The organism is Oryzomonas sagensis (assembly GCF_008802355.1).
Taxonomy (GTDB): domain Bacteria; phylum Desulfobacterota; class Desulfuromonadia; order Geobacterales; family Pseudopelobacteraceae; genus Oryzomonas; species Oryzomonas sagensis.
Map to the genome: position 1 here is coordinate 445,511 of NZ_VZRA01000001.1, position 25,654 is coordinate 471,164.

The 25,654-nt window shown below is 62.2% G+C and carries 23 protein-coding genes; 16 read left to right on the forward strand and 7 right to left on the reverse strand.

The window, feature by feature from the left end:
- The first annotated feature begins 27 nt into the window (after positions 1-27).
- The 7 genes from F6V30_RS02045 (at position 28) to F6V30_RS02075 (ending at position 9,945) form a co-directional block, all read left to right on the forward strand.
- Complete coding sequence (locus F6V30_RS02045; protein ID WP_151154849.1) at positions 28-1,629, forward strand: capsule assembly Wzi family protein; 1,602 nt, start codon at positions 28-30, stop codon at positions 1,627-1,629.
- A gap of 167 nt (positions 1,630-1,796) precedes the next feature.
- Complete coding sequence (gene gyrA, locus F6V30_RS02050) at positions 1,797-4,358, forward strand: DNA gyrase subunit A (RefSeq protein WP_151154850.1); 2,562 nt, start codon at positions 1,797-1,799, stop codon at positions 4,356-4,358.
- Positions 4,359-4,505: 147 nt separating this feature from the next.
- On the forward strand, positions 4,506-6,089 hold the full coding sequence (locus F6V30_RS02055) for a HEAT repeat domain-containing protein (RefSeq protein ID WP_151154851.1): 1,584 nt from the start codon (positions 4,506-4,508) through the stop codon (positions 6,087-6,089).
- On the forward strand, positions 6,079-7,089 hold the full coding sequence (locus tag F6V30_RS02060) for an NAD(P)H-dependent glycerol-3-phosphate dehydrogenase (protein WP_151154852.1): 1,011 nt from the start codon (positions 6,079-6,081) through the stop codon (positions 7,087-7,089). The genes F6V30_RS02055 and F6V30_RS02060 overlap by 11 nt, the downstream gene beginning before the upstream one ends.
- 21 nt (positions 7,090-7,110) lie before the next feature.
- On the forward strand, positions 7,111-7,587 hold the full coding sequence (gene ispF, locus F6V30_RS02065) for a 2-C-methyl-D-erythritol 2,4-cyclodiphosphate synthase (RefSeq protein ID WP_151154853.1): 477 nt from the start codon (positions 7,111-7,113) through the stop codon (positions 7,585-7,587).
- 45 nt (positions 7,588-7,632) lie between these two features.
- Positions 7,633-8,727 (forward strand): aminofutalosine synthase MqnE, encoded by a 1,095-nt coding sequence (gene mqnE, locus F6V30_RS02070; protein WP_151154854.1) that lies wholly within the window; start codon positions 7,633-7,635, stop codon positions 8,725-8,727.
- Positions 8,728-8,892: 165 nt separating this feature from the next.
- The gene (locus F6V30_RS02075) at positions 8,893-9,945 is read left to right on the forward strand and encodes a class I SAM-dependent methyltransferase (protein WP_151154855.1); all 1,053 of its coding nucleotides are present in this window, start codon (positions 8,893-8,895) and stop codon (positions 9,943-9,945) included.
- A gap of 3 nt (positions 9,946-9,948) precedes the next feature.
- Here the strand turns inward: F6V30_RS02075 and F6V30_RS02080 are convergent, their stop codons facing one another.
- From F6V30_RS02080 to F6V30_RS02105, 6 genes are all read right to left on the reverse strand, one after another.
- Positions 9,949-10,350 (reverse strand): hypothetical protein, encoded by a 402-nt coding sequence (locus F6V30_RS02080; protein WP_151154856.1) that lies wholly within the window; start codon positions 10,348-10,350, stop codon positions 9,949-9,951.
- 1 nt (position 10,351) lies between these two features.
- The gene (locus F6V30_RS02085; protein WP_151154857.1) at positions 10,352-10,660 is read right to left on the reverse strand and encodes a hypothetical protein; all 309 of its coding nucleotides are present in this window, start codon (positions 10,658-10,660) and stop codon (positions 10,352-10,354) included.
- The gene (locus tag F6V30_RS02090) at positions 10,650-11,213 is read right to left on the reverse strand and encodes an RNA polymerase sigma factor (RefSeq protein ID WP_246163135.1); all 564 of its coding nucleotides are present in this window, start codon (positions 11,211-11,213) and stop codon (positions 10,650-10,652) included. Before F6V30_RS02090 ends, F6V30_RS02085 begins: the two co-directional genes overlap by 11 nt.
- Positions 11,214-11,428: 215 nt before the next feature.
- Complete coding sequence (locus F6V30_RS02095) at positions 11,429-12,409, reverse strand: beta-ketoacyl-ACP synthase III (RefSeq protein ID WP_151154859.1); 981 nt, start codon at positions 12,407-12,409, stop codon at positions 11,429-11,431.
- Positions 12,410-12,547: 138 nt separating this feature from the next.
- Positions 12,548-12,871: a hypothetical protein gene (locus F6V30_RS02100; protein ID WP_151154860.1), complete on the reverse strand. Its 324-nt coding sequence runs from the start codon at positions 12,869-12,871 to the stop codon at positions 12,548-12,550.
- Positions 12,868-13,668, reverse strand: coding sequence for an inositol monophosphatase family protein (locus F6V30_RS02105; protein WP_151154861.1), 801 nt, complete (start codon positions 13,666-13,668; stop codon positions 12,868-12,870). The genes F6V30_RS02100 and F6V30_RS02105 overlap by 4 nt, the downstream gene beginning before the upstream one ends.
- Positions 13,669-13,864: 196 nt before the next feature.
- Between F6V30_RS02105 and F6V30_RS02110 the strand changes: the two genes are divergently transcribed.
- The 4 genes from F6V30_RS02110 to F6V30_RS02125 all read left to right on the forward strand — a co-directional run bounded on the left by F6V30_RS02110 (position 13,865) and on the right by F6V30_RS02125 (position 15,524).
- Positions 13,865-14,191, forward strand: a complete 327-nt coding sequence (locus F6V30_RS02110; protein ID WP_151154862.1) for a YggT family protein — start codon at positions 13,865-13,867, stop codon at positions 14,189-14,191.
- A 6-nt stretch (positions 14,192-14,197) separates the two neighbouring features.
- Entirely contained in the window at positions 14,198-14,650 is a 453-nt protein-coding gene (locus F6V30_RS02115; RefSeq protein WP_151154863.1) for a DivIVA domain-containing protein, read from the forward strand.
- Positions 14,637-14,951 carry a DUF167 domain-containing protein gene (locus F6V30_RS02120; protein ID WP_151154864.1) on the forward strand — a complete coding sequence of 105 codons (315 nt, stop codon included), beginning with the start codon at positions 14,637-14,639 and terminating at the stop codon, positions 14,949-14,951. Before F6V30_RS02115 ends, F6V30_RS02120 begins: the two co-directional genes overlap by 14 nt.
- A 96-nt stretch (positions 14,952-15,047) precedes the next feature.
- On the forward strand, positions 15,048-15,524 hold the full coding sequence (locus F6V30_RS02125) for an FKBP-type peptidyl-prolyl cis-trans isomerase (protein WP_149307623.1): 477 nt from the start codon (positions 15,048-15,050) through the stop codon (positions 15,522-15,524).
- An 89-nt stretch (positions 15,525-15,613) separates the two neighbouring features.
- Here F6V30_RS02125 and F6V30_RS02130 read toward each other — a convergent pair whose 3' ends face one another.
- On the reverse strand, positions 15,614-17,053 hold the full coding sequence (locus tag F6V30_RS02130) for a DUF3426 domain-containing protein (protein ID WP_151154865.1): 1,440 nt from the start codon (positions 17,051-17,053) through the stop codon (positions 15,614-15,616).
- A gap of 264 nt (positions 17,054-17,317) precedes the next feature.
- On the opposite strand from F6V30_RS02130, the gene F6V30_RS17250 reads away from it, so the two are divergent.
- From F6V30_RS17250 to F6V30_RS02165, 5 genes are all read left to right on the forward strand, one after another.
- On the forward strand, positions 17,318-19,270 hold the full coding sequence (locus F6V30_RS17250) for an OmpA family protein (RefSeq protein ID WP_218043299.1): 1,953 nt from the start codon (positions 17,318-17,320) through the stop codon (positions 19,268-19,270).
- A 129-nt stretch (positions 19,271-19,399) separates the two neighbouring features.
- Complete coding sequence (cysS, locus tag F6V30_RS02150; RefSeq protein ID WP_151154866.1) at positions 19,400-20,881, forward strand: cysteine--tRNA ligase; 1,482 nt, start codon at positions 19,400-19,402, stop codon at positions 20,879-20,881.
- 132 nt (positions 20,882-21,013) lie between these two features.
- Positions 21,014-22,606, forward strand: a complete 1,593-nt coding sequence (locus F6V30_RS02155) for a GAF domain-containing sensor histidine kinase (protein WP_246163137.1) — start codon at positions 21,014-21,016, stop codon at positions 22,604-22,606.
- Positions 22,607-22,987 carry a response regulator gene (locus tag F6V30_RS02160; protein WP_151154867.1) on the forward strand — a complete coding sequence of 127 codons (381 nt, stop codon included), beginning with the start codon at positions 22,607-22,609 and terminating at the stop codon, positions 22,985-22,987.
- 112 nt (positions 22,988-23,099) lie between these two features.
- Positions 23,100-25,607, forward strand: a complete 2,508-nt coding sequence (locus F6V30_RS02165) for a mannose-1-phosphate guanyltransferase (protein ID WP_151154868.1) — start codon at positions 23,100-23,102, stop codon at positions 25,605-25,607.
- Positions 25,608-25,654: the final 47 nt, after the last annotated feature.

The following is a 25,654-nucleotide window of genomic DNA, read 5'->3' on the forward strand; positions in this document are numbered from 1 at the left end:
GATGCCAAAGGCCGCCTCTTGGTGTGTATGCTCTCAGCGATGGCGACGTTCCTGTTAGTGCAATTGCCCGCTACAACCTGCCTGGCTGTTTCCTCCGCCAACATCCCCCTGGATAGCCCGATCTACCTCTACCTGGAAAAATTGGCCGGGTTCGGCCTGATCACCAGCGACGTGAAGGGGCTGAAACCCTTCAGCAAGGCCGAGGCTGCCCGCCAGGTGATGGAGGCGGAGACGAACCTGGAATCCGGCGGGGCCGGGGTGCCGGCCTTTGCCCGCGAGCTGATCGACCGCACCCGCGAACTGCTCCCGCGCGAGGTTTCCCTGCAAAAGGCCCCCGAACGCAAACCGCAATTTGTGGACCTCAACCCGATCGCATCACTCCGGATGCGCTACGTGCACCTGAACGGGGCGCCACGCAACTATGTCCGGCCGGTGCACGATCCGGGCGATGACGGCGTGTTCGGTTTCGGCTCGGGCCTGCGCCCGGCGACACCTGGGTTGAACATACGGCAGGTGGGGAGCGAAGGGACGCCGCTATCCGAGAACAATGACGGTGCGGTCTATCACCAGGGCAGCAACCTTGAAGTGCGCTGGGCGGCCGAGGGGTATGTGAGCGACAAGATGACCGGGCTGCTGGAGCCGATGGTGCTTGCCTCGGGGACAGAGACCACCATGCGGCTCAACCGGGGCTATCTCAAGGTCGGCGGGGGCGCTTTGGAGTTGGAACTCGGCAAGGATGAGAACTGGCTGGGACTGGGCTACCGCGGTAACATCACCCTGACCAACAATGCGGAAAACCTCACCATTGCCAAGCTTTCCAGCCCTGAGCCGTTTCGAGTCGGCTGGCTTTCGTGGCTCGGTGACCTGAAATATGCCTTGATCCTTTCCCGATTGGACAAGACCGTCACCGATGGACAGGAGCGCCGACCCTGGTTCTATGCCATAAAGCTCAGCTCCAAGCCGACCGATAACCTGGAAATCGGCTTAAACCTCGGCCGCATGCAGGGCGGTCCGGGGGTCAATAACAGCATCCGCGACTGGGTGAACGGCCTTGTCGGCGGCACGAACGCGGACAATTCCAAGGCCAACGCGGGGTTCGAGGCGCGCTACCGCATCCCCTGGCTGCGCAACACCGAATTGTACGGTGAATTCTCCGGTTGCGACGCCGCCTCCTTCTGGCCCATCGTGGAGAGCTACGTCGCCGGCTTCTTCATCCCGCGCCTGACCGCCGAAGGGCGGGACGATTTCCGCTTCGAATTCTTCCAGGGCAACCAGATACTCTACACGAGCGGCACCTTCCCGGCAGGCTTTCTCTACAAGGGACTGCCGCTGGGCGACTCACAGGGGGGCGCCACCCAGGATTTCTTCTCCCGCTACAGCCACTGGTTCGGCACGCGCAACAATCTCGCCCTCGAATACATCTACACCAACCGCGGTATGATCGGACGCGTACAGGGCCAAGCCATCGAGCGCAAGCATGCCGGGCGCGTCTTCTGGACCGTCCCGGTCTATGGCGACGTGGACGCCCAGGTGGAGTACGGCGTCGAGAAGGTCAGCAACCTGAATCTGGTGGACGGGGCGCAGCGGACGAACCAACTGTTCAAAATGGAGTTGCGCTATCGCTATTGACTCCGCCCACCGGTCCGCCGCACGGAAAGCTCTCCACCATCCCCCGCATCATGAACTAGAGACAAATCGCGAATAATGTGATAGGATTCCGCTCCGGTCGAAAAAGCGTTCCCACGGCGGAAAGCGCTGAACCGTCGGGTAAATAGAAGCCACTGAAAGAGGAATCAATGAGCAACGATCCCACCACGCCGCACAACAAGATATCCGTCAACATCGAAGACGAAATGAAACGCTCCTACATGGATTACGCCATGTCGGTCATCATCGGCCGCGCGCTGCCCGACGTGCGCGACGGACTCAAGCCGGTCCACCGGCGCTGTCTGTACGCCATGTACGACATGGGCAACGAATACAACAAGCCTTACAAGAAATCGGCCCGCGTGGTCGGCGACGTGATCGGCAAGTATCACCCCCACGGCGACACGGCCGCCTACGACACCATCGTCCGCATGGCCCAGGACTTCTCACTGCGCTACATGCTGGTCGAGGGCCAGGGCAACTTCGGTTCGGTGGACGGCGATTCCCCGGCGGCCATGCGCTACACCGAGATCCGCCTGCGCCAGCTTACCCACGAGCTCCTGGCCGACCTGGACAAAGAAACCGTCAACATGGCGCCCAACTACAACGACGAGTTGCTGGAGCCGACGGTCCTGCCCTCCAAGTTCCCCAACCTGCTGGTCAACGGCTCCGCCGGCATCGCCGTCGGCATGGCCACCAACATACCGCCCCACAACCTGACGGAGATCATCGACGGCATCATCGCCGTGATCCACAACCCGGAGACGAGCTTCGAGGAGTTGCTGGAGATTGTGCCCGGCCCCGATTTCCCCACCGGCGCGACCATCTACGGCCGCCAGGGGATCAGGGACGCCTACGCCACCGGCCGCGGCATCATCCAGATTCGCGCCAAGGCCCATGTGGAGATCCAGAAAAAATCGGAGCGCCAGTCGATCGTCATCACCGAGATCCCCTACCAGGTCAACAAGTCCAAGCTGGTCTCCAGCATCGCCGACATGGTCAAGGAGAAGAAGATCGAGGGGATCACCGATCTCCGCGACGAGTCGGACCGCGAGGGGATGCGCATCGTCATCGAGGTCAAACGGGACGAAAACGCCGAGGTGCTGCTGAACCAGCTCTACAAACACACCCAGTTGCAGACCTCCTTCGGCATCATCATGATCGCCATCGTCCACAACCGCCCCCGGGTGCTGACCCTGCGGGAGATGATGGACTGTTTCATCGATCACCGCCGCGAGGTGGTCACCCGCCGCACCAACTTCGAGTTGAAGAAGGCCCTGGCCCGGGCCCATATCCTGGAAGGCCTCAAGATCGCCCTGGACTGGCTGGACGCGGTCATCGAGCTGATCCGCGAGTCCAAGACCCCGCCCGAGGCCAAGCTGGGCTTGATGGAGGGACGATTCGCCGACCCGGAATACTTGAAACGCCTCGACCTGCCCCGGCCGGCCGGCTACGAGGGTGCGGTGCAGTTGAGCGATATCCAGGCCCAGGCCATCCTGGAGATGCGCCTGCAACGCCTGACCGGCCTGGAGCGGGACAAGATCGTCGCCGAATACGAGGAGGTGCTGGCCTTCATCACCCGCCTGCGGGAGATCCTGGCTTCCGACGCCGAGATCCTCAAGATCATCGTGGCCGAACTGACCGAGATCCGCGACAAATTCGGAGACCCGCGCCGCTCCGAGATCGTGGACAAGACCGCCGACATCTCCCTCGAAGACACCATCGAGGACGAGGAAATGGTGGTGACCATCTCCCATACCGGCTACATCAAGCGCAGCGCCGTGGACCTGTACCGCTCCCAGCGGCGCGGCGGCAAGGGCAAGACCGGCATGAAGACCAAGGAAGAGGATTTCGTCGAACAGCTCTTCATCGCCTCCACCAAGGACTACCTGCTCTGCTTTACCGATGCCGGCCGCATGTATTGGCTCAAGGTCTATGAGATCCCCGAGGGAAGCCGCACCACCAAGGGCAAGGCGGTGGTCAACCTGGTGAATGTGGCCATGGACGAGAAGATCACCACCATCCTGCCGGTCAAGGAGTTCAGCGAAGACACCTTCCTGTTCATGGCCACCCGTAACGGCGTGGTCAAGAAGACGCCGCTGATCGAGTACTCCAACGTGCGCAGCGGCGGCATCATCGCCGTCAAGTTGGACGACGGCGACCGCCTGATCTCCGTGGCCCTGACCGACGGCAGCAAGGATGTCTTCCTGGCATCCAAGAACGGCAAGGCTATCCGCTTCAACGAAGGGGATGCCCGCTCCATGGGGCGCGTCACCCGGGGCGTGCGCGGCATGAACCTGTCCGACGACGACCGGGTGATCGGCATGGAGATCGTGGACAACACCGCCGTCGGCTCCACCATCTTCACGGTCTGCGAAAACGGCTACGGCAAGCGCACCGACCTGGACGAGTACCGCGACCAGAGCCGGGGCGGCAAGGGGATCATCACCATCAAGACCACCGAGCGCAACGGCAACGTGGTCAACGTCATGCAGGTAGCCGACGACAACGACCTGATGGTCATCACCGACAACGGCAAGATCCTGCGGGTTCCGGTCTCCGGCTTCTCGGTGATCGGCCGCAACACTCAGGGGGTGCGCCTGATCACCACCGAGGAGAAGGAAAAGGTCGTGGCCGTGGCCAAACTGGCCGAAAAGGAAGAGGACGATCTCGAGGACGGGACGGACGCAAGCAACGAGGAAACCGAGTAACGGCTGAACAGCATTCGCCACTGAGGACACAGAGGTACACGGAGAAAAGAAAAGGGACCGAACAACGCGAGAATTATTCGTGTCATAGGGAATTCCTCAGACGTTCCTCTGTTGCCTCTCCGCCCTCCGTGGTAAAATAAAACCATTATGACCAGAGCCTTGAAAATTGATAAATCCCTGCGGGAACGGCGGCGCATCATACGCCTTCTGGATTTTCTCAAACGGGACGACCTGACCGGCGACCAGATGGAGCGCATCGGCCGACGCCTGCAGAAATCGGGCAAACGCGCGCTCAACCCGCTGGTCCGCAAACTGTGGCAGGAGCACAACGGCACCGCCATCTACCGCTACACCTGCATGCTGGACTTCTTCGACGCATCGGCCTGGATGGATCAGTTGATCCAGATCACCATCCAGCGCAAGGACCTGGAAGAAGACGGCAAACTGGCCCTCCTGGACCTGCTGCACGACAGCGGCATCGACGTCACCGCCCCCCCCTTTGCCTCCCTGACCGGATACGGCGCCGCATCACTGGACGGGTTCATCGACGATTGCCTCAAGGACGGCGAGCGGGGACTGGTGCGCTTCATCGACAATTTCCTGGATGTCACCGATGATTTCCGCGAACGGATGATCCACCGGCTGGCCGAACTCAACTCCCCCGACGCCGTGGCCCTGCTCGAGATCCTGCTCTCCTTCGAACGGCCCGAGATCGTCAAAGAGGCCATCCTGGCGCTGGGGCGGATCAAGAACGGTTGCGCGCTGGACGTGCTGACCAGGGCCGAGCGGCGCCACGAGGGCGACGTGGCCGATCTGATCCGGCGCAGCATCCGGCGGCTCTCCTTCCTGGGCATCAAGGAGCCGACGGAACTGCCGCAACCGTTCCCCATGCCGCTCCCGTTCCACGAGGTCCAGGCCGGTCCCATCGACTTTTATGGCGCGCGGTCGCTCTGGTTCGCCTGGAAGCTGGACGATTCCGCCTTCGCCGCCCTGCTCATCCTGACGGGGGAGTCCGACGGGCTCCTGAACGCGGTCAGCTATCGCATGCGGGACGAGAAGGAATACAACCTCGTCCTCAAGGACCTGATCAACGGCGAGATGCTGCTCCCGGTCGATCCCGGCTACGCCCTGGCCTCCCTGCGGGAAGCCCTCCACCGCAGCCGCGAGCAGGGTTTCTACCTGCCGCCCGATTTTTACGTGGACATGCGCCTGTTCCGGCCCGATTCCCTCAAACCCGAGGCCTACATCCCCCGTTTCAGCCTGAACCACCTGGACGGCATCGTCGAGAAGATCCCCGGCTACGTCATGACCAGCAACGAACTGCTGGACGACCCGAGCCTGGAAGGGTGGATCCTGTCCGAACCGGCCGTCTACGACGCCGCCGAGCGTTTCATGGCCCTGGAGGAGAAGGACGGTGTGGAGGGCGTGACGGCGGAGGCGCTGGAGGCCGAGATCAACCTGTTCTGCGACGAGATGGTCGTTCCGCGCCGCGCCGAGATCATCAAGCGGCTGCTTTTGACCGCCGACTACATGCAGCAGACCGGCAGCGAGGACGACGCGGTCCAGCGCACCCTGGCCACGGCCTTGAGCCTGGTGGGAGGCTTCCTGCCCGAGAGCCGCCATCCCTTTATCCGGCGCCTGGTGCTGGATAGCGTGGATACGGCCCGCCAGGCCCTGGCCGAAGGGTACGACTTGCGACTGGAGGAAGGCTATACCAACGATGAAGAGTAAGAGCGAGCAGATAGCCGTCATCGGCGGCGGGAGTTGGGGAACGGCGCTGGCCAACCGCCTGGCGGCCAACGGCCACGATGTCCTCCTGTGGGCCTACGAGGAGGAGCTGGTCCGGGAGATCAACACCGCCCACACCAACTCCCTGTACCTTTCCGGCATCCCGTTGCAGCCGAAGCTGGTTGCGACCGGGGATCTCCGCGGGGCCATCGACGGCCGCGGCATCATCCTGCTGGTGACCCCCGTGCAGGTCATGCGGGGGGTACTGAAACAGATCGCCCCCGCCATCGGCAACGGGACCGTTATCGCCAACGCCTCCAAGGGGATCGAACTGGAGACGCTCCAGACCGTCTCCCAGATCTGCGGCCAGCTGCTGCCGCCGGAAGCGGCCGAGGGCTATGTGGCCCTGTCGGGGCCGACCTTTGCCCGGGAGGTGGCTCAGGAACTCCCTTCGCTGATCGTAGCCGCATCCCGCGTCGAGGCCAACGCCCGGCGCATGCAGGCGGCCTTCAGCAGCCCCCAGTTCCGGGTCTATACCAATAGCGACGTGACCGGCGTGGAGCTGGGGGGGGCGGTCAAGAACGTGATCGCCATTGCCGCCGGCATCTGCGACGGCCTCGGCTTCGGCCATAATGCCCGCGCCGCCCTGATCACCCGCGGCCTGGCGGAGATGAACCGGCTGGGGCGCGCCATGGGGGCGCAGCCGGCAACCTTCGCCGGCCTGGCCGGCATGGGCGATCTGGTCCTGACCTGCACCGGCGACCTCTCCCGCAACCGCACCGTCGGCTTCAAGCTCGGCCAGGGGATGCGGCTGGCCGACATCCTGGGGGAGATGCGCATGGTGGCTGAAGGGGTCAAGACGGCGGAATCGGTCCACCAACTCGCCCTGCGCCTGGGGGTGGAGATGCCGATCGTCGAGAAGACCTACCAGATCCTCCACGAGGACAAACCGGCCCGCGAGGCGGTGACGGAACTGATGGCGCGGGATTTGAAAGCGGAATAAACGACAGAGAGGTTTGGCTGTATGCGCATAGGGCACGGCTACGACGTCCACCGCCTGGTGGAGGGAAGAAAACTGATCATGGGCGGGGTGGAGATCCCCTGGGAGAAGGGGCTTCTGGGGCATTCCGATGCCGACGTCCTGCTGCACGCCATCGCCGACGCCATTCTGGGCGCCATCGGCGAGGGTGATATCGGCAAGCACTTCCCGGACACCGACCCGGCCTTCGAGGGGGCGGACAGCCTCAAACTGCTGGCGCACGTCATGACGGTCGCCGACCGCCGCGGCTACCGGCTCGGCAACCTGGACGCCACCATCATCGCCCAGCGGCCCAAGATGGCGCCCCACATCGCCGGGATGCGGGAGAACATCGCCCGCGTGCTCCACGCCGACCGGGACCGGATCAATGTCAAGGCCACCACCGAGGAGGGGCTCGGCTTCACCGGAACCGGCGAGGGGATTTCCGCCCATGCCGTGGCACTCCTGGAACCCAAGGGATAATGCCGGCCCGGCCGGTCTCCCCGTAACCCACACGAAGGTTTCCCCATGAGCACTTTTGAAAACATAGCCGCAAAAGTCCGCGCCGGTCAGCGCATCGACGCCGACGAGGCGCTGTTTCTCTTCAACTCCACCGACCTCTTGGCCATCGGGGAACTGGCGGCCCTGGTCAACGAGCGCAAGAACGGCAAAAACGTCTTCTTCAACGTCAACCGCCACATCAACCCGACCAACATCTGCGTCAACCGTTGCGCTTTCTGCGCCTTCTCCCGTACGCCGGGGGACGAGGGGGCCTATACCCTGGCCCTGGAGGACATGTGCCGCAAGGCCAGGCAGGCCGAAGAAGAGGGTGCCACCGAGGTGCATATCGTCGGCGGGCTTCACCCCGATCTCCCCTTCGAACACTACGAGCGCGTGCTGAACGCCATCCGCCAGGTCGCGCCGACCTTGCACATCAAGGCCTTTACCGCCGTGGAGATCGACTATTTCGGGCGCATCTCCGGGCTGACCATCGAGCAGGTCTTCGAGCGGCTCAAGGCCGCCGGGCTCGGCTCCATGCCGGGGGGCGGCGCCGAGATCCTGGTGGAGGAGGTCCGCCAGAAGATCTGCCCGGAAAAGATCTCCGGGGCCCGCTGGCTGGAGATCATCCGCCTGGCCCACCAGGCCGGGCTGAAGACCAACGCCACCATGCTCTACGGCCATGTGGAAGGGCCGGCCGACCGGGTCCGGCACATGGAGTTGCTGCGGGAGTTGCAGGACCGGACCGGGGGTTTCCAGGCCTTCATCCCCCTGGCCTTCCAGCCGGAGAATTCGGACCTGAAGCTGAACATCAAGGGGACCTCGGGACTGGACGACCTGAAGACCCTGGCCGTTGCCCGCATCTTCCTGGACAACTTCAACCACATCAAGGCCTACTGGGTCATGCTGGGGGAAAAGATCGCCCAGGTCGCACTGGCCTTCGGGGTCAACGACCTGGACGGCACCGTGGTGGAGGAAAAGATCGGCCACGACGCCGGAGCCCGGAGCCCCCAGTCCCTGACCAAGGAGGGCATCATCCGCATGATCGGCAAGGCCGGCCGGACCCCCGTGGAGCGGGACACCCTGTACCGGCCGCTCAACAGCTATCCTAAAGACGGTCATTAGTAACCACAAAGGCACAAAGAGCACAAAGGATTCACAGGGTTGGCGACGAGAAGGTATTCACCCAAAAAGTAAGTCCAGCCAATTACGAAATTATCATATAACCAACTGAAGCCATTCTTTGTGTTCTTTGTGTCTTTGTGGTGGACTGTTTTTACAGGATTATTGATGCTCCATTTTACCCCGTCCCTTGACCCCGCGGTTGCCGGTTGCCATCTCGAAAGGCTCATCCCGTCCCGTCTCGATCCCGCCCATTTTCAAGCAGACCTGGAGCGGCTCCGTCGCATGTCCGCTGCCTGTGCCGCATTCTGTCCGCCCCCCTGGCCCGCCCCCGGCCTCTGCCCGACCCCCGAACTCCACTACCAGAGCGAACTCTGGTTCCCCCTGGCCTTTGTGCGGCCGATCTTCAACCGCTTCCAGCGGGCCGCCCTCAGCTACCCGACGCCGCCTGCCGCCGGGGTTTTCCGCGACGCGCTCAGTTGGGCCGGCGTGGCGTCTCTCCTGCCGTCGCTCCTCTCCGCCTGCACGACCCCGGCCCGTCTGCTGCAACGGCTGGTGGCGGATAGTGAGGCGCGCAGGAACTACCTCTTCTGGTCCGGCATGCCGAAACGGTTCTACGGGGGGGCCATGGACCGCTACCCGGAGCAGACCGCCGCTATCCGGCGCTGGCTGAAGCTCCGCCCGGCACGCGAACAGCCGGTGCGCTGCCTGGATGCCGCCTGCGGCGACGGCGCCGCGACCTATGGCCTGGCGCGGCTGCTACTTGAGCACGGCATGACACCGGGAGGCTTTCGGGTTGAAGGGTGGACCGTCGATCCGTTGGAGGTGTGGGCCGCGGCCCATGCCGCCTTTCCCCACGACCCGATGCGGCAGGGCGCTTTCCGGGAATGGGCGGCACCGGTATTCGCCGGCGGTGCGGAGCGGTGCCTCTCCTTCCGGCAGGCCGACCTTCTGGCCCTCCCCCCGGAGCGGCAGCGCTTCGAGCTCATCCTCTGCAACGGGCTCCTGGGGGGACCGATCATCAACCAACCGGGGGAGATCAGGCAGGTCGTGGAAAACCTGGCGCAGCTGCTCGCGCCGGGCGGGGTTCTGCTGGCGGCGGACAGTTTCCACGGGGGGTGGAAACAGAAATGCCCGCACCATGAAGTGCAGGCATTGTTTACCTCGGCAGGACTTGCCCCGCTTGCAGCCGGCGCGGGGATCGGCGGCTTGAAACGGTAATGCTCACTTGCGGTTCCGTTCGTCCCTTTCCTTCTGGTTCTTGCGTGTCTCCCAATCGGCGACGAGCTTTCGGAACGTTTCCCGCTGGTCCGGCCGCAACACCGCCTCCACGCGCCCTTGCCCCCTCGTGAGCAGGGCCTCGATCTGGGGACGGATCTGTTTTTTCAGCGCGCCGATCCCCTCATGGGTCTCATGGGTGATGGCCTTGACCTGTTCCTGCTGGCGGCTGTCCAGGCCAAGCTCCCTGGTGAGCCGTTCGACGATAAGCTCTTCCCGTATCTTGCGGTTGCCGATGATGGATTGTTCGAAATGGGCCTTCTGGACCATATAGGTGACCAAAGCCCCACCCGCGGCACCGAGGAGGAACACCACCAGGATTCCCGCTATCACCTTGAAATTCTTCATATCATTCCCCCGTCAGGATGTTCTGCGCCAGATACTCTTCCTGACTGGAACTGATGGCCGCAAACAGGTCGCCGCCGGAGGGCGCCGGCCCGAAGCTGGTGCCGTACACCGCGATGACGGCCACCAGAACGGCGAACAGCGGCACCATGCGCCACATCACCGCATACCAGGGGATGACCTCCCTGCGCCGCTCCCCTAACCTGGCCATCAGCCTGGTCTCGAAATGCTCTTCCAGGGCGGAGGTGTCAACCGGTACGGTACGCGCCGCCGCAAAAAGCCGGTCCAATCTTTCATTCGCGTTATGGTTCATCGCTTTCCTCCAGTACCCGCTTCAACACCTGACGCGCCCGATGGGCACGAACCTTCACGTTTGCTTCGCTCCACCCCGTCAATGCCGAAATCTCCCGTACCGAATGCCCCTCCAGCTCCAGCAGGGTAATGACGATCCGCTCGTCCGCCTTGAGGCGCGAAAACGCCCACTTCAGAAGTTCACGGGCCTCGCGCGCCTCGTGACGCGCCTCGGCGGCAACGTCCCGCACCTCGAAGACATAGTCGTCGAAACCGCTTTGCCCCTTTTCGCGCCGCCGCCGGCGGAGCGCGTCGTGGCTGGCCCGCACGGCAATGCGCGTCAACCAGTGCTCAAAGGGGGCGTCGTGCCGGAACGACGCCAGGTTTTCAAAGGCCTTGATGAATACCTCCTGGCAAATGTCCTCCAACTCGTCGTTGTCGCGGGCAAAACGTGCGGCCAATCCGAAGATGCGCCGCTTGTAGCGGGTGACCAGCAGTGCATATGCCCCATCGTCGCCCGCAAGGGTGGCGCTGATCAGGCTCTCGTCGGAATGCGGCTCTGGCACATTGGTCACAATTGTTGAAATATTCCTGGTCATTGCACGCGGTACGATACGAAGTTGTATGGGAAATCCCTTTTCGCACCATCCCGGCTCGGCTGTGCCCGTTTTCTGCACATTAGACGGCGGGGACAGCTAAAAGGTTACACCATGGGGGCAATAAGCAAAGCCACCAGAACGCGGTGGCTTTGCTCGATGGGGGTGACGTCAGACGTTCTGCGCGGTCGCCATCAGAACCTGATCAGCAGGCCGCCCCAGGAGAGGCCGCCGCCAAAGCCCATGGTCAGGACCAGGTTGCCCGGCTTGATGGTGCCGTTGCGCAGGTTTTCGTCGAGCACCAGGGCCACCGAGGCGGCCGAGGTATTGCCGCACCGGTCCAGGTTCAGGAGAAAACGTTCCTTGGGATAGCCGCATTTCTTGGCGATGAAATCAATCATGCGCACGTTGGCCTGGTGCGGGATGATATAGTCGATATCCGATACCTGGATGCCGCCCCTCCTGCAGATCTCCACGATAATCTCGGGGATCACCTCGGTGGCGAAGATATAGACCTGTTTGCCGGCCATCTTGAAGGTATTCTCGTGGGCGGCGATGGTCTCGGCGGTGACCGGTTTGCGCGAACCGGAGGAGGGAACCTGGATCAGCGGCCAGCCGCTGCCGTCGCTGCGCATGTAGGTGCAGAGCACCCCCTTATCCTCTTCGGTGGCCCTCAGGATCGCCGCCCCGGCGCCGTCGCCGAACAACGGGCAGGAGGACTTGTCCGCGAAATCGAGGATCTTGGAGTAGGTGTCCGCGCCGATGGCCATCACCGTCCTGTACTTGCCGCACTTGATGAAATTATCGGCCACTTCCAGGGCATAGACGAAACTGCTGCACACCGAATTGACATCAAAGGCGAAGGCATTGGTGGCGCCGATGTTGTGCTGGACGATACAGGCCGTTGCCGGCAGGATCATGTCCGGCGTCGAGGTGCCCACCACAAGACAGTCTATCTCGGAGGCGTCGATGCCGGCCGCCTCCAGGGCCTGCCGGGCGGCAATGGTCGCCAGGTCGGAGGTCGCCTGATCCTCTCGGGCGAACCGGCGCTCGCGGATGCCGGTGCGGGAAAACACCCATTCGTCGGCGTTCGGCACCAGCTCCTCGAAAAACTCGTTTTTGACCACCCGTTCCGGTGAATACGCCCCGCTGCCGATGACCTGCGCATGAATCATGATATCCCCGATGCCGCACGTGCCGTGCACTTGCTCTCCGTAATAAGTAAATATTGTCGAATTTCTCACAAAATAACGTTGTTTGTCAATCGGAATGTTGTATAAACGACACACTCACGGAACCGGGGCAGCGCGCAATCATTCCCCGACGCGGCAGCGCAGGACATCGGCAACGGAAAAGGCCCACACCAAGGCAAATGCGGCCAATAATCCCTTTCCGAAACCGGAGACCCCCTTCAGGGCAGCCATGACCTCGCCGGGCGAGACCGTGACCGCGCCGGCGGTCGCCTTGGCGGCAATCACCGGCCCGAGCCCCTTCAGCACCACGAACAACGCCAGGAGCAGGAGCAGGTTGAGCACCATGATGATGGCGATGCCCGCCACCTTGCGGCCGAGGTAGAGTTGCCCCAGGCCGGGCAGGACAAAGGCGGAGAGCAGCAGCGCGGTCCGTTTGCGCGTCATGGGGCGGTCCCCGCGGCCGACGCGGCGAGCAGGGCCGTCATGTCGTCGTGGATCAGACCGTTGCTGGCCAGGATGCGGTCATTGAAGACGTCGTAGGCCGAGCCGTCGAAGGTGGTCACCATCCCCCCGGCTTCGCGGACCAGCAGGACCCCGGCGGCCACGTCCCACGGCTTGAGCTTCAGCTCCCAGAAACCGTCCAGACGGCCCGCGGCGACAAAGGCCAGGTCCAGAGCTGCGGCGCCGGCCCGGCGGATACCGCGGGCCGCCTTCTGGAAGGCGACGAAGCTGGCGAAGTTGTTGGCCGGATCGGTGGCGCAGTCATAGGGAAAACCGGTGCCCAGCAGGGTGTTCTTGAGGGGGGCGTTGGTGGAAACCCGCAAACGGCGGCCGTTCATGTAGGCGCCGCCCCCTTTTGCGGCAGTGAAGAGTTCGTCGGACAGGGGGTTATAGATCACGCCCGCCGCCAGCTCCCCCTCCACCTCCACTGCGATGGAAACGCAGAACCAGGGGAAGCCGTGGGCGTAGTTGGTCGTGCCGTCCAGGGGATCGATAATCCAGCGGAACCGGGAGTCCCCCGGCGGATACTCCCCCTCTTCCGCAATAATGGTGTGGCCCGGAAAACGGACCAGGAGGTGTTCCACGATCAGCCGTTCAGACTCCCGATCCACCTCGGTCACCAGGTTCTTGTCCCCCTTCAGGTCGATCTCCAGACGGGACGCGAAACGGTGGCGCTGGAAACTTCCCGCCGCCAGGGCCGCAGTTACGGCATTTTCTAGGTATTCCCGGTACTCATGCATCGTCGCACCTCGCCATAAAAAGAAGGCGGCCCGGATGCGCCGCCTTTACCGGAGCTGTTTATACCAGACTTGTCGCCCCCTGACAAGCATCTGTCTTTCTGCTTTGACATTGTACCTACTTTAAGGCATATTCTAGCCCGTTTATCGTATAAAACAATGCCGACCGGGCACCATACACCATACGGAGCTATCAGACGTGGTACTCTTTGCAAACATACTCCTGGCCCTGGCCAAGATCGTGGAACTGGGCAACGGCCTTTTGACCATCTACAAGTACATCCTGCTGGCCAGCGTGGTCATCTCGTGGGTGAATGCCGATCCCTACAACCCGATCGTCAACTTCATCTACCGCGTCACCGACCCGCTCCTGCGCAGGATCAGACGCCACATGCCCGACACCGGCATGCTCGATCTGTCGCCCCTGGTGGCCTTTGCCCTGATCTACGTACTGCAGATCGTGGTATTCGATACCGCCTACCAGTACCTCATGACGGCCAGCATGTCACTCAAACTGAGAGGTTAACCAGCGATGAAGATCACCCCGCTCGATATCCAGCAGCAGCAGTTCAAAGGCAAGATGCTGGGAGGCCTGGACCCGGAAGATGTGGACGCCTTCCTGCAATCCGTCGCCTCGGAAATGGAAAACCTGCTCCGCGAAAATAACGAACTGAAAGAGCAGCAGGCCCGTCACAACCGGGAGATGGCCGAGATGGGCGAGAAGGAGAAGGACCTCCGCGAAACCATGCTGGCCGCCCAACGGATCACCGAGGAGATGAAGGCCAATGCCCAGAAAGAGGCGGCGCTGCTCGTTTCCGAAGCCGAACTCAGGGCCGAACGGATCGTGATGGATGCCGAACGGCAGTTGGGCGATCTCAAGGCCCGCATCGAAGAGGTCCGCCGCCAGAAAGTTCAGTTCGAGATCAGCCTCAAAGCCCTTCTGGACAGCCACGCCCGTCAACTCTCCGGCGATGAGCAAAACTGACCCGCCCCTCTGTGCCGATACGGACGGTGGCATCATCCTTACCCTTCACATCCAGCCACGGGCAGCCAAGAACGAGGTGTGCGGCATCCAGGACCATGCCCTGAAGATCCGCCTGACCTCGCCGCCGGTGGATGGCGCAGCCAACAAGCTGTGCCGGGAATTTCTGGCCGAACGTTTTGACGTCGCCAAATCGGCGGTGGAGATCGTCTCGGGAGAAACCTCGCGGCACAAGCGCGTCAAAATCTGCGGCAAGGACCCCGCATTGCTGAGAAGAACACTGGAAGCGTTGATCACCCCGTAACGCCGACCAGACAACACGTATCGGCCCTTACGGATTATGCCTGTTCCCCACCTATCTGTCAGATGGCTGAATTAAACAACGAAAGGAAAGACACACATGGCACAGGCAAAAAACGGCGACAAGGTTCGCGTGCACTATACCGGCACGCTTGAGGATGGCTCCATATTCGACAGTTCGGAAAAGGGTGCCGACGAATGCAGCGACGATTCGTGCGGATGCGGCGGCCAGGCCGGCGCACCGATGGAATTCGTCATCGGCGAGGGGCACCTGATCCCAAAATTCGAAGCTGCCGTGATCGGCCTTGAACCGGGCCAGAGGGTTCAGGTTTCCATAGCCTCCGAGGAGGCCTATGGCCCCCGCGCCGAAGAGATGGTAGCCGTGATCGAACGGAGCGAGATTCCGGGCGACATCAACCCGGAACCGGGTCAGCAGATGGAGGTCATCCTCCAGGACGGCTCGGCAATGCCGGTCATGGTAACCGAGGTGACCGACACCACCGTCACCCTCGATGCCAACCACCCGCTGGCCGGACAGGATCTGACCTTCGACATCAAACTGGTGGAGATACTCTAACGGTTCCGGGGCAAGCGCCTCCCAAAAAACAGAAGGGCCGCGGAATTGCTCCACGGCCCTTTTTCTTTCATCCCGCCACGCGGTGAGCGCTAGGGTTGTTTTCCCGTAGCCACCGTGGAGCCGGCCGGCTGCACGCCGTAGTCCCTGGCATCCGCTGGCGGCTTGGCGATCACGATCACAAAGGGGATCGCTTTCCCCGGCTGCACCTCCAGATTGTCCAGCGAATCGCCGAACTGGTTGGCCATGGCGGCCTCTATCTTGTCCAGCGGCATACCGGCCAACTGTTCCCTGGTCAAGGGATTTCCGCAGAAGGCGCTCTTGCTTGCCAGCACCTGCCCGTTCGGACCGTAGATCATCCCCTTCACCTGGATGGCGGCCCGCGGCCCCCCGAATTCGTTGACCGCCTCACCGCTGATCACGACGAGCTCACCGGCGGCGCTGTTCTTGACAAAAGCGGCATTTATCCCGCGTACCGAAATCCGTCCGCTCTCCTTTGCCACCTTCTCCCCGCCGAACATCGAGTACCCGGCATAGCCCAACAGCGCCACGACAGCCACGACGAGCGCGGCGGCCACCCCCATGAAGACGGGGCTCTGCTTGCGGCGCGAGGAGATGGAAAGCGGCGGCAGCTCTTCCTGCTGTGTGGTAAAAAAGGCCGCGGCGTCAGGCCCCTCCCCGACGTCGGAGCCCTTCTTTTCCTGCGCTTCCGCCAGGGGGGCAAAGAGCAGTTCCTGGGCGGGCTTGAGTTCCTCGGGGTTGACGTGCTGCACGGCTACGGAGGTCAACTCGTCGCCGAAGTCGATTTCCCCCAGGCTGAAGGGTTCGTCGGTCTGGGCCGCAGCGATGCCGCTCACTGTCCCCCCCCCTCCCGGCGCCTCTTCAGACGCCCCCAGGGAATCGGCAAACGCCTCGGCCGAAAAATCGAAGGAGATCGGCTCGGCAGGTTCTTCGGGCGCAGGGGCTGCGACCGCATCGCCGAACAGATTCCCATCGCCGAAGTCGAAACCGGCGGCATCCGGGGCGGGGTCCGCGGAATGGCGGCCGTCTCCGCTGAAATCCAGGGCCGGCGATGCACTCACCTGCTCCTTGGCTGCTGCAACATCGCCGAAATCGAAATCGGAAAAATCTGCCTCGTTGGCGGGAGCCGGGGCTTCCTCATGGTCTGCAGAAACACCCGGCGCCTCATCGGAAAAGGAAAAACCGAAATCAACCTCCCCTGTCGGAGCCGGGGGCGGCTCTATCGCCGGCGAAGCGAATGACACGTCATCACCCGGACTCCCTGCGGCAAACGGATGGCTCGGCAGCGCCCCACTCTGGGCAACGGCATCATGAGCCGGAGCCTCATCCGGGCCAGGCGCAGACGGCAGCCCAAAGCCGGCCGGGATTTCGTCCGGGGACTCCAGATCCTGCTGTTTCGTGACGGTGAATACGTGCCGGCACTTGGCACAGCGGACCTTGACGCCCTTGTCCTTGATCTTGGCATCGTCGAGCCTGAATTTCGTGGAGCACTGTTCACACTGGATAATCATCTGCGACTCCCCGCTGAATAAGTGGTGGCACAGTACTTAACCACTTGAACCGTCTATGGTCTATATCAAAAAGGGGTAGCGGTGTCAAATTCTTAAAAAACAGTTCATACTTCGCCCGCCGCGCTCCGTAACCAGTGGGAATCCGGCACGCACTTTTTTCCAATTGACAACCGGCCTGCGCGAAATAGTGGTTTTGGTTGAAAGTGGGTGGCTATACGTAGTATATGGTAGCAGTTTAAATCTCTGATGTGGACGGAGAAATCGTTGCGCAGGTTCATCGTATCCATACTCCTCGGCACCGTGATCATGTCCGCACACAGGGATTGCCTGGCTGCCCTGGATTTCCGCGCTCCACGCCAAGCCGCCGCCGTCACGCCTTCGCTCTCCCTCACCCCGGTTGCCGGCGTGGTCGTGTTCGACGGCCACAGCAACCTGGAGGCAAGCCCCAGCTACGGCCTCCGTCTGGGATACGACATCATCGGCCGCAACGCCATCGACAGCCTGGGGATCGAAGCCGGGCTCGATGTGGCCATGACCCGCCAGAAATCGACTAAGGACTCCGTCAATGTCTATCTCCTGCGCACCGAGGCGCTCTATTCCCTCCGGCCCAGGGAGCGATTCGTCCCCTCTGTTGCCGTCGGCGTCGGCGGCATGTACGTGGATGGCGGGAACAGCGGCTCGTCTGCAAACGCATTTTTCGACTACGGCGCCAGCGTCAAATACTTCCTCAGGGATTATCTGGCGCTGCGCCTGGACCTGCGCCACCTCTTCGTGTACCGGGACATGGCGGCCCGCAGCAACTTTGAATCGACCCTCGGCCTGTCGTTCCTCCTGGGCTACGACAAGTCGCTGAAACGGGTGCCGCCGGTGGATTCCGACAAAGACGGGGTGCCGGACTACCTGGACAAATGCCCGGAAACCCCCAAGGGGGTCAAGGTGGACCGGGACGGCTGCCCGATGGACAGCGACGGCGACGGCGTGCCCGACTATCTGGACAAATGCCCCGGAACGCCGCCAGGGGTCAAGGTCGATAAGGACGGCTGCCCGCTTGACAGCGACGGCGACGGTATCCCCGACTACCTGGACAAATGTCCCGGAACAGCGGCAGACGTCAAGGTCGACAAGGATGGTTGCCCGGCCAAAACGACGGAACAGGCCGAAACCGCCGCCCCCGCACCGGCCGGGCAAGCTCCGGCAGGGGCGATAACCGGGGAGAAAACAACGACCAGCCTCGCGGCACCTGCCGTCGCGCCGCCGGCCGCCGCCGTTCCCCGGAAGGGACCGCAGCCCGCCCCCGGGGCCGCCATGACGGATTGCATCGCCAAGCTCAATGGCGTAACCCTGCTGGATTCCGATTGCGACGGGGTCCCCAACTATCTCGACAAATGCCCCGGAACCCCCTGGGGGGTCCCGGTAGACAAGGATGGCTGCCCGCTGGGGAGCGCCACTACGGTGCCCACGGCTCCCGCAATTACCGCTCCGGCGGTTGCTCCTCCGACGGTTGCTTCCCCAACGGTTGCTTCCCCAACGGTTGCTGCTCCGACGGTTGCTGCTCCGACGGTTACCGCTCCGGTTCCTCCTGCTGCGGTAGTTGCCGCTCCGCCGGCTCCGGCGCCGCGGCCGGCCCTGGCGCCCGTACGGTCGACACCACCCGTGGCTGCCGCCCCCCCGGCGCCGGCACCCCAAAGGCCGGGACCGGAGCCCGAGCCCCCTGAGGCGGCGCCCATACTGATCGAGGTGCCCATCAAACCGTTCCTGCCGCGAAAAGGCATGTCCAGCGCAGGCTATTTTACCGCAGCCACGGACAGCTGCCCCGCGACCCCCGACAGCAGGATCGTTTACGACGAAAAGCCGCTGATGAAGCTTGTCATCACCTTCAGGGTGGACAAGGCCGACATCAACCCCAAATATTACCGGAAGATCAAGGAAATCTACGAATTTATGAAGAAGAACCCCCAGGTATCCGCCCATGTGGAAGGGCATGCCGATTACACGGGACCGTTCGATTACAATATGACCCTTTCCCGCGTCAGGGCCATCAATATCAAAAACCAGATACTGCGCAACGGGGACATCGATCCGGAAAGGATCAGCATCAACGCCTATGGCTGTTCCATCCCCGTCGCCAGCAACAGGACGGCCGAGGGACGCCGCAAAAACCGGCGGGGCGTGACCGTGATAACCCTCACGGCACAGGGCCCCACCGTGGTAAAGTAACCTCTTCCGCGACATCGGCCCGGGGGTTCCGGCATGATGCGACAGGGGGCGATGCCGCACCGCCTCGTCAGGCCGACAGATGGCAAGCACCGCAGAAACACAACAAATCATTTTTATGGGAGCAGCACCATGGCACTGCGCGTCTACAACACCCTTTCCGGTGAAAAGGAAGTTTTCATACCGCTCATACCCGGCAGGGCCGGGATGTACGTCTGCGGGGTAACGGTCTACGACTACTGCCACATCGGCCACGCCCGGGCCAATGTGGTCTTTGACGTGATCTACCGCTACCTGGGGTACGCAGGTTACGATGTCACCTATGTGCGCAACTATACCGACATCGACGACAAGATCATCAACCGCGCCAACCGGGAAGGGGTGGACTACCGCACCATCAGCGACCGCTACATCCAGGCATTCGACGAAGACATGGAGCGTCTGGGGCTGGCCAAGCCGACGGTGGAGCCCAAGGCCACCGACCACATCGGCGGCATCATCGCCATCATCGAGGCCCTGATCGCCAAGGGGCACGCCTATGAGTCTGAGGGGGACGTGTATTATGCCGTGGAGACCTTCCCCGACTACCTCAAGCTTTCCAAGCGCAACCTGGACGAGATGAAGGCCGGGGCGCGGGTGGAGGTGGGGGACAAAAAACGCCACCCCATGGATTTCGCCCTCTGGAAGGATTCCAAGCCCGGGGAACCGTGGTGGCAGTCGCCGTGGGGCAAGGGGCGCCCCGGCTGGCACATCGAGTGCTCGGCCATGAGCATGGAGTTCCTGGGCATGACCTTCGATTTTCACGGCGGCGGCAAAGACCTGATCTTCCCCCATCACGAAAACGAGATCGCCCAGTCCGAGGCGGCCAATGGCTGCCAGTTCGTCCGCTATTGGCTGCACAACGGCTTTGTCAACATCAACTCGGAGAAGATGAGCAAGTCCCTGGGCAACTTTTTCACCATCCGCCAGGTGCTGGAGAAGTTCGACCCGGAGACCCTGCGCTTCTTCATCCTCTCGGCCCATTACCGCTCGCCCATCGACTTCTCCGATCAGAACCTGGACGAGGCCCAGGCGGGCCTGGAACGGATCTATTCCTTTCTGGCGGCCCTGGACGACATCCTGCTTGACAACCCCGCCCCTCCCGAACTGCCGGCGGGAGAAGCGCCGGCCGATGCCGGAATGGAACTGCAGGACAAACTGGAAAACCTTATCCCCCGTTTCTGCGAAGCCATGGATGACGACTTCAACACCGCCCAGGCCCTGGGCGTGCTGTTCGATGTCGTGCGCGCCGGCAACCGGTTCCTGGCGGAGATGGGCGCCCCCGACCCGGCCGGCCTGTCGCTCATTGCCCGGACGCGCGACCGTTTTGCCGAGGTGGGGCAGGTGCTGGGCCTGTTCGGTAGTCGTCCGGCGGCGTGGCTGGAAGGGATCAAGAGTTCCAAGGCAGACCAGATCAACATCTCCCCGGCGGAGATCGAGCGGCTGATCGTCGAGCGGGCCGAGGCCCGCAAAGCCAAAAATTTCAAACGAAGCGACGAGATCCGCGACCTGCTGCTGGAAAAAGGGGTGCAATTGCTCGATTCCGCCCAGGGGACCACATGGAAAATACGGTAGGCAACGCCACGAATTTATCCGTCATGACTTGAAGCCCGTTCGTCTCCTGGTATAATTAACTACGCTTTATCTATGAACGCCGTGGTATAAACGAGGAACCGCGTGGATTGGGAGTGCTGCTGGGATAGAGATGTGGTTGCATTGGGTGATTGCCCGAACATCCATGAAGGCGATGAAGACCTGCTGGAATCCCCGCGGCGGCGTATCCTGGAGAAATGCTGCGACTGCCCCAACTTCAGGCGCGACCTGGAACGTTTTCAGAGCAGCGGTCACCCCTTGGGGCCGGTTTTTTCCCTGATCCACGACGAATACCGCCGGCAGAAGATCCATATCCAGTCCCTGCTCAGCTTCCTGGACAGCAAGAGCCTCGAAATCCGCTTCTTCCACGAACTGGGGTCCGTCCTGCAGAGTTCCGTAGACCTGGAGGAGGTGCTGTCGGTGGCCCTGACAGCCATCACCGCCGGAAGGGGTTTCGGCATGAACCGGGCTTTCCTGCTGATGACCGACCACAAGCGGGACCATCTCCAGGGATACCTGGCCATCGGACCGCGCAACTTCGAAGAGGCCCACCAGGTCTGGGACGAGATAAGCCACAACGACATGGACCTGCAGACCCTGGCCCAGAACTTCCGCAAAAACAAGCTCTCCGCCGAGCGGGCCAAATTCCACGACATCCTGGAACAGATCACGGTTCCGCTCTCCAACACCACCCATATCCTCATCAAGGCCCTGGACGGGAAACAGCCGCTCCTGATCGAGGACGCCTACCACCACCCCGACGTGGACCCGGATTTTGCCCGTTTGCTGGGGGTGGACACCTTTCTGCTCATGCCGCTCGTCTCCCGCAATCGCCGGGTGGGCATGATCATCGCCGACAACTGCATCACCCATCGCCGCATCACCGCGGAAGACATGCATTCCCTCGAGACCTTCACCTTTCCCGTGGCCTTCGCCATCGAGCGGGCCTCCCTCTACGAACGGCTCCAGGAGGAACTCAGCCGGGTCACGGAAGCCCATACCAAGCTGCAGGAGCAGCAGGAGTTGATCGTCAGGATGGAAAAGATGGCCCTCGTCGGCCGGATCACCTCCAGCATCGCCCATTCCATCCGCAACCCCCTGATGGTCATCGGCGGGTTTGCCCGTTCCATATTGAAAAACACCCCTGACGGCGATCCCAAGCGCAACTTCATCGAATCCATCGTCGGCGAGGCCCGCCAACTGGAGGGGGTCCTGGATGAAATCCTCAACTACTCCGACTCCCTCTACCCGACCAGGGATTTCTGGGACGCGAACCAACTGGTGGAGACCGCGCTCCGCGAATCGGCCGCTGCGTTGCGCACCCGGGGCTACGAGAGCACGTTCTCGGCAGGAAGCGAACTGCCGCCGGCCTATATCGATTTCAAGCAGGTGTCCTACTGCCTGCGCACCATTCTCCAATGTGATCTGAACGGCACCGGACACCCGCGGGCCATGGACATCGACACCCATCGGGAAGCAGATGCCGTCATCATCCGTATCCGGGACCACGGCCGGTATCTCCCCCAGGAGGAGTTGGATGCCATCATGATGCCGTTTTCATCCACCCAGGAGATGGGGGCCGGCCTGGGGCTGGCCCTGTGCAAGACCATACTGGAGAAGCAGGGAATCCCCCTGAATGCGCAATCAGTGCCCGAAGACGGCATTTTTTTCACGATAGCACTTCCCATCCGGAAGGAGGAGCAGTAAATGAACAGGCTACTTGTGGTGGATGACGAGGCCAACATCAGGCTTTTGTATGCCGAGGAGCTGGCGGACGAGGGGTATGAGGTGGTGACGGCGGCCGGGACCGCCGAGGCGGTGGAAAAGCTCCAGGAGGGTGCCTTCGACTTGGCGGTGCTGGACATAAAGCTCAAGAACGAGAGCGGCATCGACCTGCTGCAGAAGCTGGTCAAGGAGCGCCACGACATGCCGGTCATCCTCTGTTCGGCCTTCTCCTGCTACAAGGACGACTTCTCCGCGTGGCTGGCGGACGGTTATGTGGTCAAATCCGGCGACCTGAGCGAGTTGAAGCAGGAGATCGCCCGGGTCCTGGCCAAGAAGGCCCAACGGCAGAAGGCCGGCCTGTAAACCGCTCCTTTGCCGCGGAGGACCGGGCCGGTTTCGCCCATGAATGCCCGGCACCGGCCCATCTCGTCACAAAGGGGTACGAGATCATTATTTCACGCAAGGAGCCCACCGTATGAAAGCCGTCATCATGGCCGGCGGATTCGGAACCCGCATCCAGCCGCTCACCAGCAGCATTCCGAAGCCGATGATCCCCCTCTTCAACCGCCCGATCATGCTGCATATCGTGGAATTGCTCAAAAAACACGATATCACCGATCTGGTGATGCTGCTCTACCATCAGCCGTTCGTCATCAAGAACTTCTTCCGCGACGGTGCCGATTTCGGGGTCAAGATCACCTATGTGACCCCCCTGCAGGATATGGGCACGGCCGGAGCGGTCAAGGCGGCCGAGAAGTACCTGGACGAGCGGTTCCTGGTCATCAGCGGCGACCTGCTGACGGACTTCAACCTCAAGAAGGTCATCGATTTCCACGTCGACAGCAAGGCCAAGGCCACCATCACCCTCACCTCGGTCAAAGATCCGCTCCAGTTCGGGGTGGTCATCACCGACAAGGAAAAACGCATCACCCAGTTTCTGGAAAAGCCGGGGTGGGGCGAGGTCATCTCCGACACCATCAACACCGGCATCTACGTGTTGGAACCGGAGATCCTGGCAAGCATCCCCGACGGGGAAAATTTCGATTTTTCCCAGGACCTCTTCCCGGCCATGCTGAAGAACAGGGAGGCCCTGTTCGGCTATCCGGCCAAGGGGTACTGGCGCGACATCGGCAACACCGACTCCTACCGCGAGGCCTATCACGACATCTTCAAGGGCAGGATCAACCTGAAAATCGACGAGCCCAAGCAGGATTTCCTGGGCAAGGACCTGCGCATCGGCGCCGACGTGACCCTGGAGTACCCCACCGGCCTCGAAGGGACGGTGGTCATCGGCGACAACACCCAGGTTCTCGGCGATGTGCGGATCAAGGATTCGGTCATCGGCCGCAACTGCACCATCGAGGCCGGGGTCAAGCTCAACCGCTGCGTGCTCTGGGACAACTCCTACGTCAAGAAGGGGGCCAGGATCACCGACAGTGTGATCTGCTCAAATGTTCGCGTCGGTCAGGGGGCCGTACTGGAGGAGGGGGTCATCGTTGCCGATGAGACCTCCATCGGCGACGAGGCGGTCATCAAGAGCGACGTCAAGATCTGGCCGCGCAAGATGATCGAGGCCGGCGCCACCGTCACCGCCAACCTGATCTGGGGCGAGAAGTGGAAAAAGGCGCTCTTCGAAGGGGCCATGATCAAAGGCCTCTCCAACGTGGAACTGACGCCCGAATTCGTGGCAAAACTGGGTTGCGCCTACGGCACGACCCTGCCCAAGGGGAGCTACGTCCTGGGGGGCCGCGATTGCAACCTCTCCTCGCGCATGCTCAAGCGCTGCTTCGTGGGGGGCATCCTCTCGGCGGGGGTCAATGTGCGCGACATGAAGATGACCCCCCTGCCGATCCTGCGCTACAAGCTGAAGACCTTCGGCGAGGTGGGGGGATTCTACCTGCGCCAGGCGCTGGATGACCCGGCCGCCCTGGAGATCGTCTTCCTGGACGGGGACGGCCTGGATTTTTCCAGCGGCATGGCCAAGAACGTGGAACGCATCTACTACAAGGAGAACTTCCGCCGCGCCCACCACAGCGAGCCGGGCGCCATCATCGAAATCAACAACGTGGTCGAGTTCTACCGCGAGGGTTTCCTGCGGGCCATCGACAAGGAGGCGCTCAAAAAAGCGGCCTGGACCGTGGTGGTGGACTTCAACTTTTCGCCTGCCAGCCAGATCCTGCCCCTGATCCTCAACGAACTGGGGTGCAACGTGATCGCCCTGAACGCCTATGTGGACGAGGGGCGGGGCAGTAAAAAGGCCCTGGACAAGCAGGCGGGCTTGAATCGACTCTCCAAGATCGTCGCCTCGCTGGGGGCCCAGGCCGGATTCTGGCTCGACCCCACCGCCGAGGCTCTCGTCCTTTTGGACGGGAGCGGCCGCATCTTCGACGGCGTGGAACTGCTCTCCCTGGTGACTGCGCTCTTTCTGAGGACCGGCCAGAAAGGGGTCATCGCCGTACCGGTACACGCCCCCTCCACCATCGAACAGATGGCCAACCAGAAGCGCTGCCAGGTCACCCGCACCAAAAGCAGCGACCGCGCCATGCTGGAGGCGGCCAGTTCCTCCGAGGTGATCCTGGCCGGCACCATTGACGGCCGCTTTGCCTTTCCCCGTTTCCAAGCATCCTTCGACGGCATGTTCGCCATCGCCAAGCTGGTGGAACTGGGCGCTGCCGGCGCTATCCCCTTCTCCAGCGCCCTTGCGGAAGTGCCGGCGAGCGTATTCCTTCAGACCAGCGTGCCCTGCGCCTGGGAGATGAAGGGTGGCATCATGCGCAAGATGAGCGAAGACAGCCTGGACAAGGAAGCGACCTTCATCGACGGCATAAAGGTGCACTTCGGCGACGAGTGGGTGCTGGTGCTGCCGGACCAGCACACCCCCTACGCCCACATCGTGGCCGAAGCCAAGGACCAGAAAGCGGCCCAGAGGCTGTTGTCGGAATACCAGAAAAAGGTGGAGGGGTGGAAGAAGGAGTTGGAATGATGCCTTTCCCGTCAGGACACCTGCGAGCTAAGCGGTTGTCGAAAAAC

Coding starts and splice junctions, on each gene's coding strand:
- F6V30_RS02045 (WP_151154849.1), top strand. CDS start 28: ATGCTCTCAGCGATGGCGACGTTCCTGTTAGTGCAATTGCCCGCTACA.
- gyrA (WP_151154850.1), top strand. CDS start 1,797: ATGAGCAACGATCCCACCACGCCGCACAACAAGATATCCGTCAACATC.
- F6V30_RS02055 (WP_151154851.1), top strand. CDS start 4,506: ATGACCAGAGCCTTGAAAATTGATAAATCCCTGCGGGAACGGCGGCGC.
- F6V30_RS02060 (WP_151154852.1), top strand. CDS start 6,079: ATGAAGAGTAAGAGCGAGCAGATAGCCGTCATCGGCGGCGGGAGTTGG.
- ispF (WP_151154853.1), top strand. CDS start 7,111: ATGCGCATAGGGCACGGCTACGACGTCCACCGCCTGGTGGAGGGAAGA.
- mqnE (WP_151154854.1), top strand. CDS start 7,633: ATGAGCACTTTTGAAAACATAGCCGCAAAAGTCCGCGCCGGTCAGCGC.
- F6V30_RS02075 (WP_151154855.1), top strand. CDS start 8,893: ATGCTCCATTTTACCCCGTCCCTTGACCCCGCGGTTGCCGGTTGCCAT.
- F6V30_RS02080 (WP_151154856.1), bottom strand. CDS start 10,350: ATGAAGAATTTCAAGGTGATAGCGGGAATCCTGGTGGTGTTCCTCCTC.
- F6V30_RS02085 (WP_151154857.1), bottom strand. CDS start 10,660: ATGAACCATAACGCGAATGAAAGATTGGACCGGCTTTTTGCGGCGGCG.
- F6V30_RS02095 (WP_151154859.1), bottom strand. CDS start 12,409: ATGATTCATGCGCAGGTCATCGGCAGCGGGGCGTATTCACCGGAACGG.
- F6V30_RS02100 (WP_151154860.1), bottom strand. CDS start 12,871: ATGACGCGCAAACGGACCGCGCTGCTGCTCTCCGCCTTTGTCCTGCCC.
- F6V30_RS02105 (WP_151154861.1), bottom strand. CDS start 13,668: ATGCATGAGTACCGGGAATACCTAGAAAATGCCGTAACTGCGGCCCTG.
- F6V30_RS02115 (WP_151154863.1), top strand. CDS start 14,198: ATGAAGATCACCCCGCTCGATATCCAGCAGCAGCAGTTCAAAGGCAAG.
- F6V30_RS02120 (WP_151154864.1), top strand. CDS start 14,637: ATGAGCAAAACTGACCCGCCCCTCTGTGCCGATACGGACGGTGGCATC.
- F6V30_RS02125 (WP_149307623.1), top strand. CDS start 15,048: ATGGCACAGGCAAAAAACGGCGACAAGGTTCGCGTGCACTATACCGGC.
- F6V30_RS02130 (WP_151154865.1), bottom strand. CDS start 17,053: ATGATTATCCAGTGTGAACAGTGCTCCACGAAATTCAGGCTCGACGAT.
- cysS (WP_151154866.1), top strand. CDS start 19,400: ATGGCACTGCGCGTCTACAACACCCTTTCCGGTGAAAAGGAAGTTTTC.
- F6V30_RS02160 (WP_151154867.1), top strand. CDS start 22,607: ATGAACAGGCTACTTGTGGTGGATGACGAGGCCAACATCAGGCTTTTG.
- F6V30_RS02165 (WP_151154868.1), top strand. CDS start 23,100: ATGAAAGCCGTCATCATGGCCGGCGGATTCGGAACCCGCATCCAGCCG.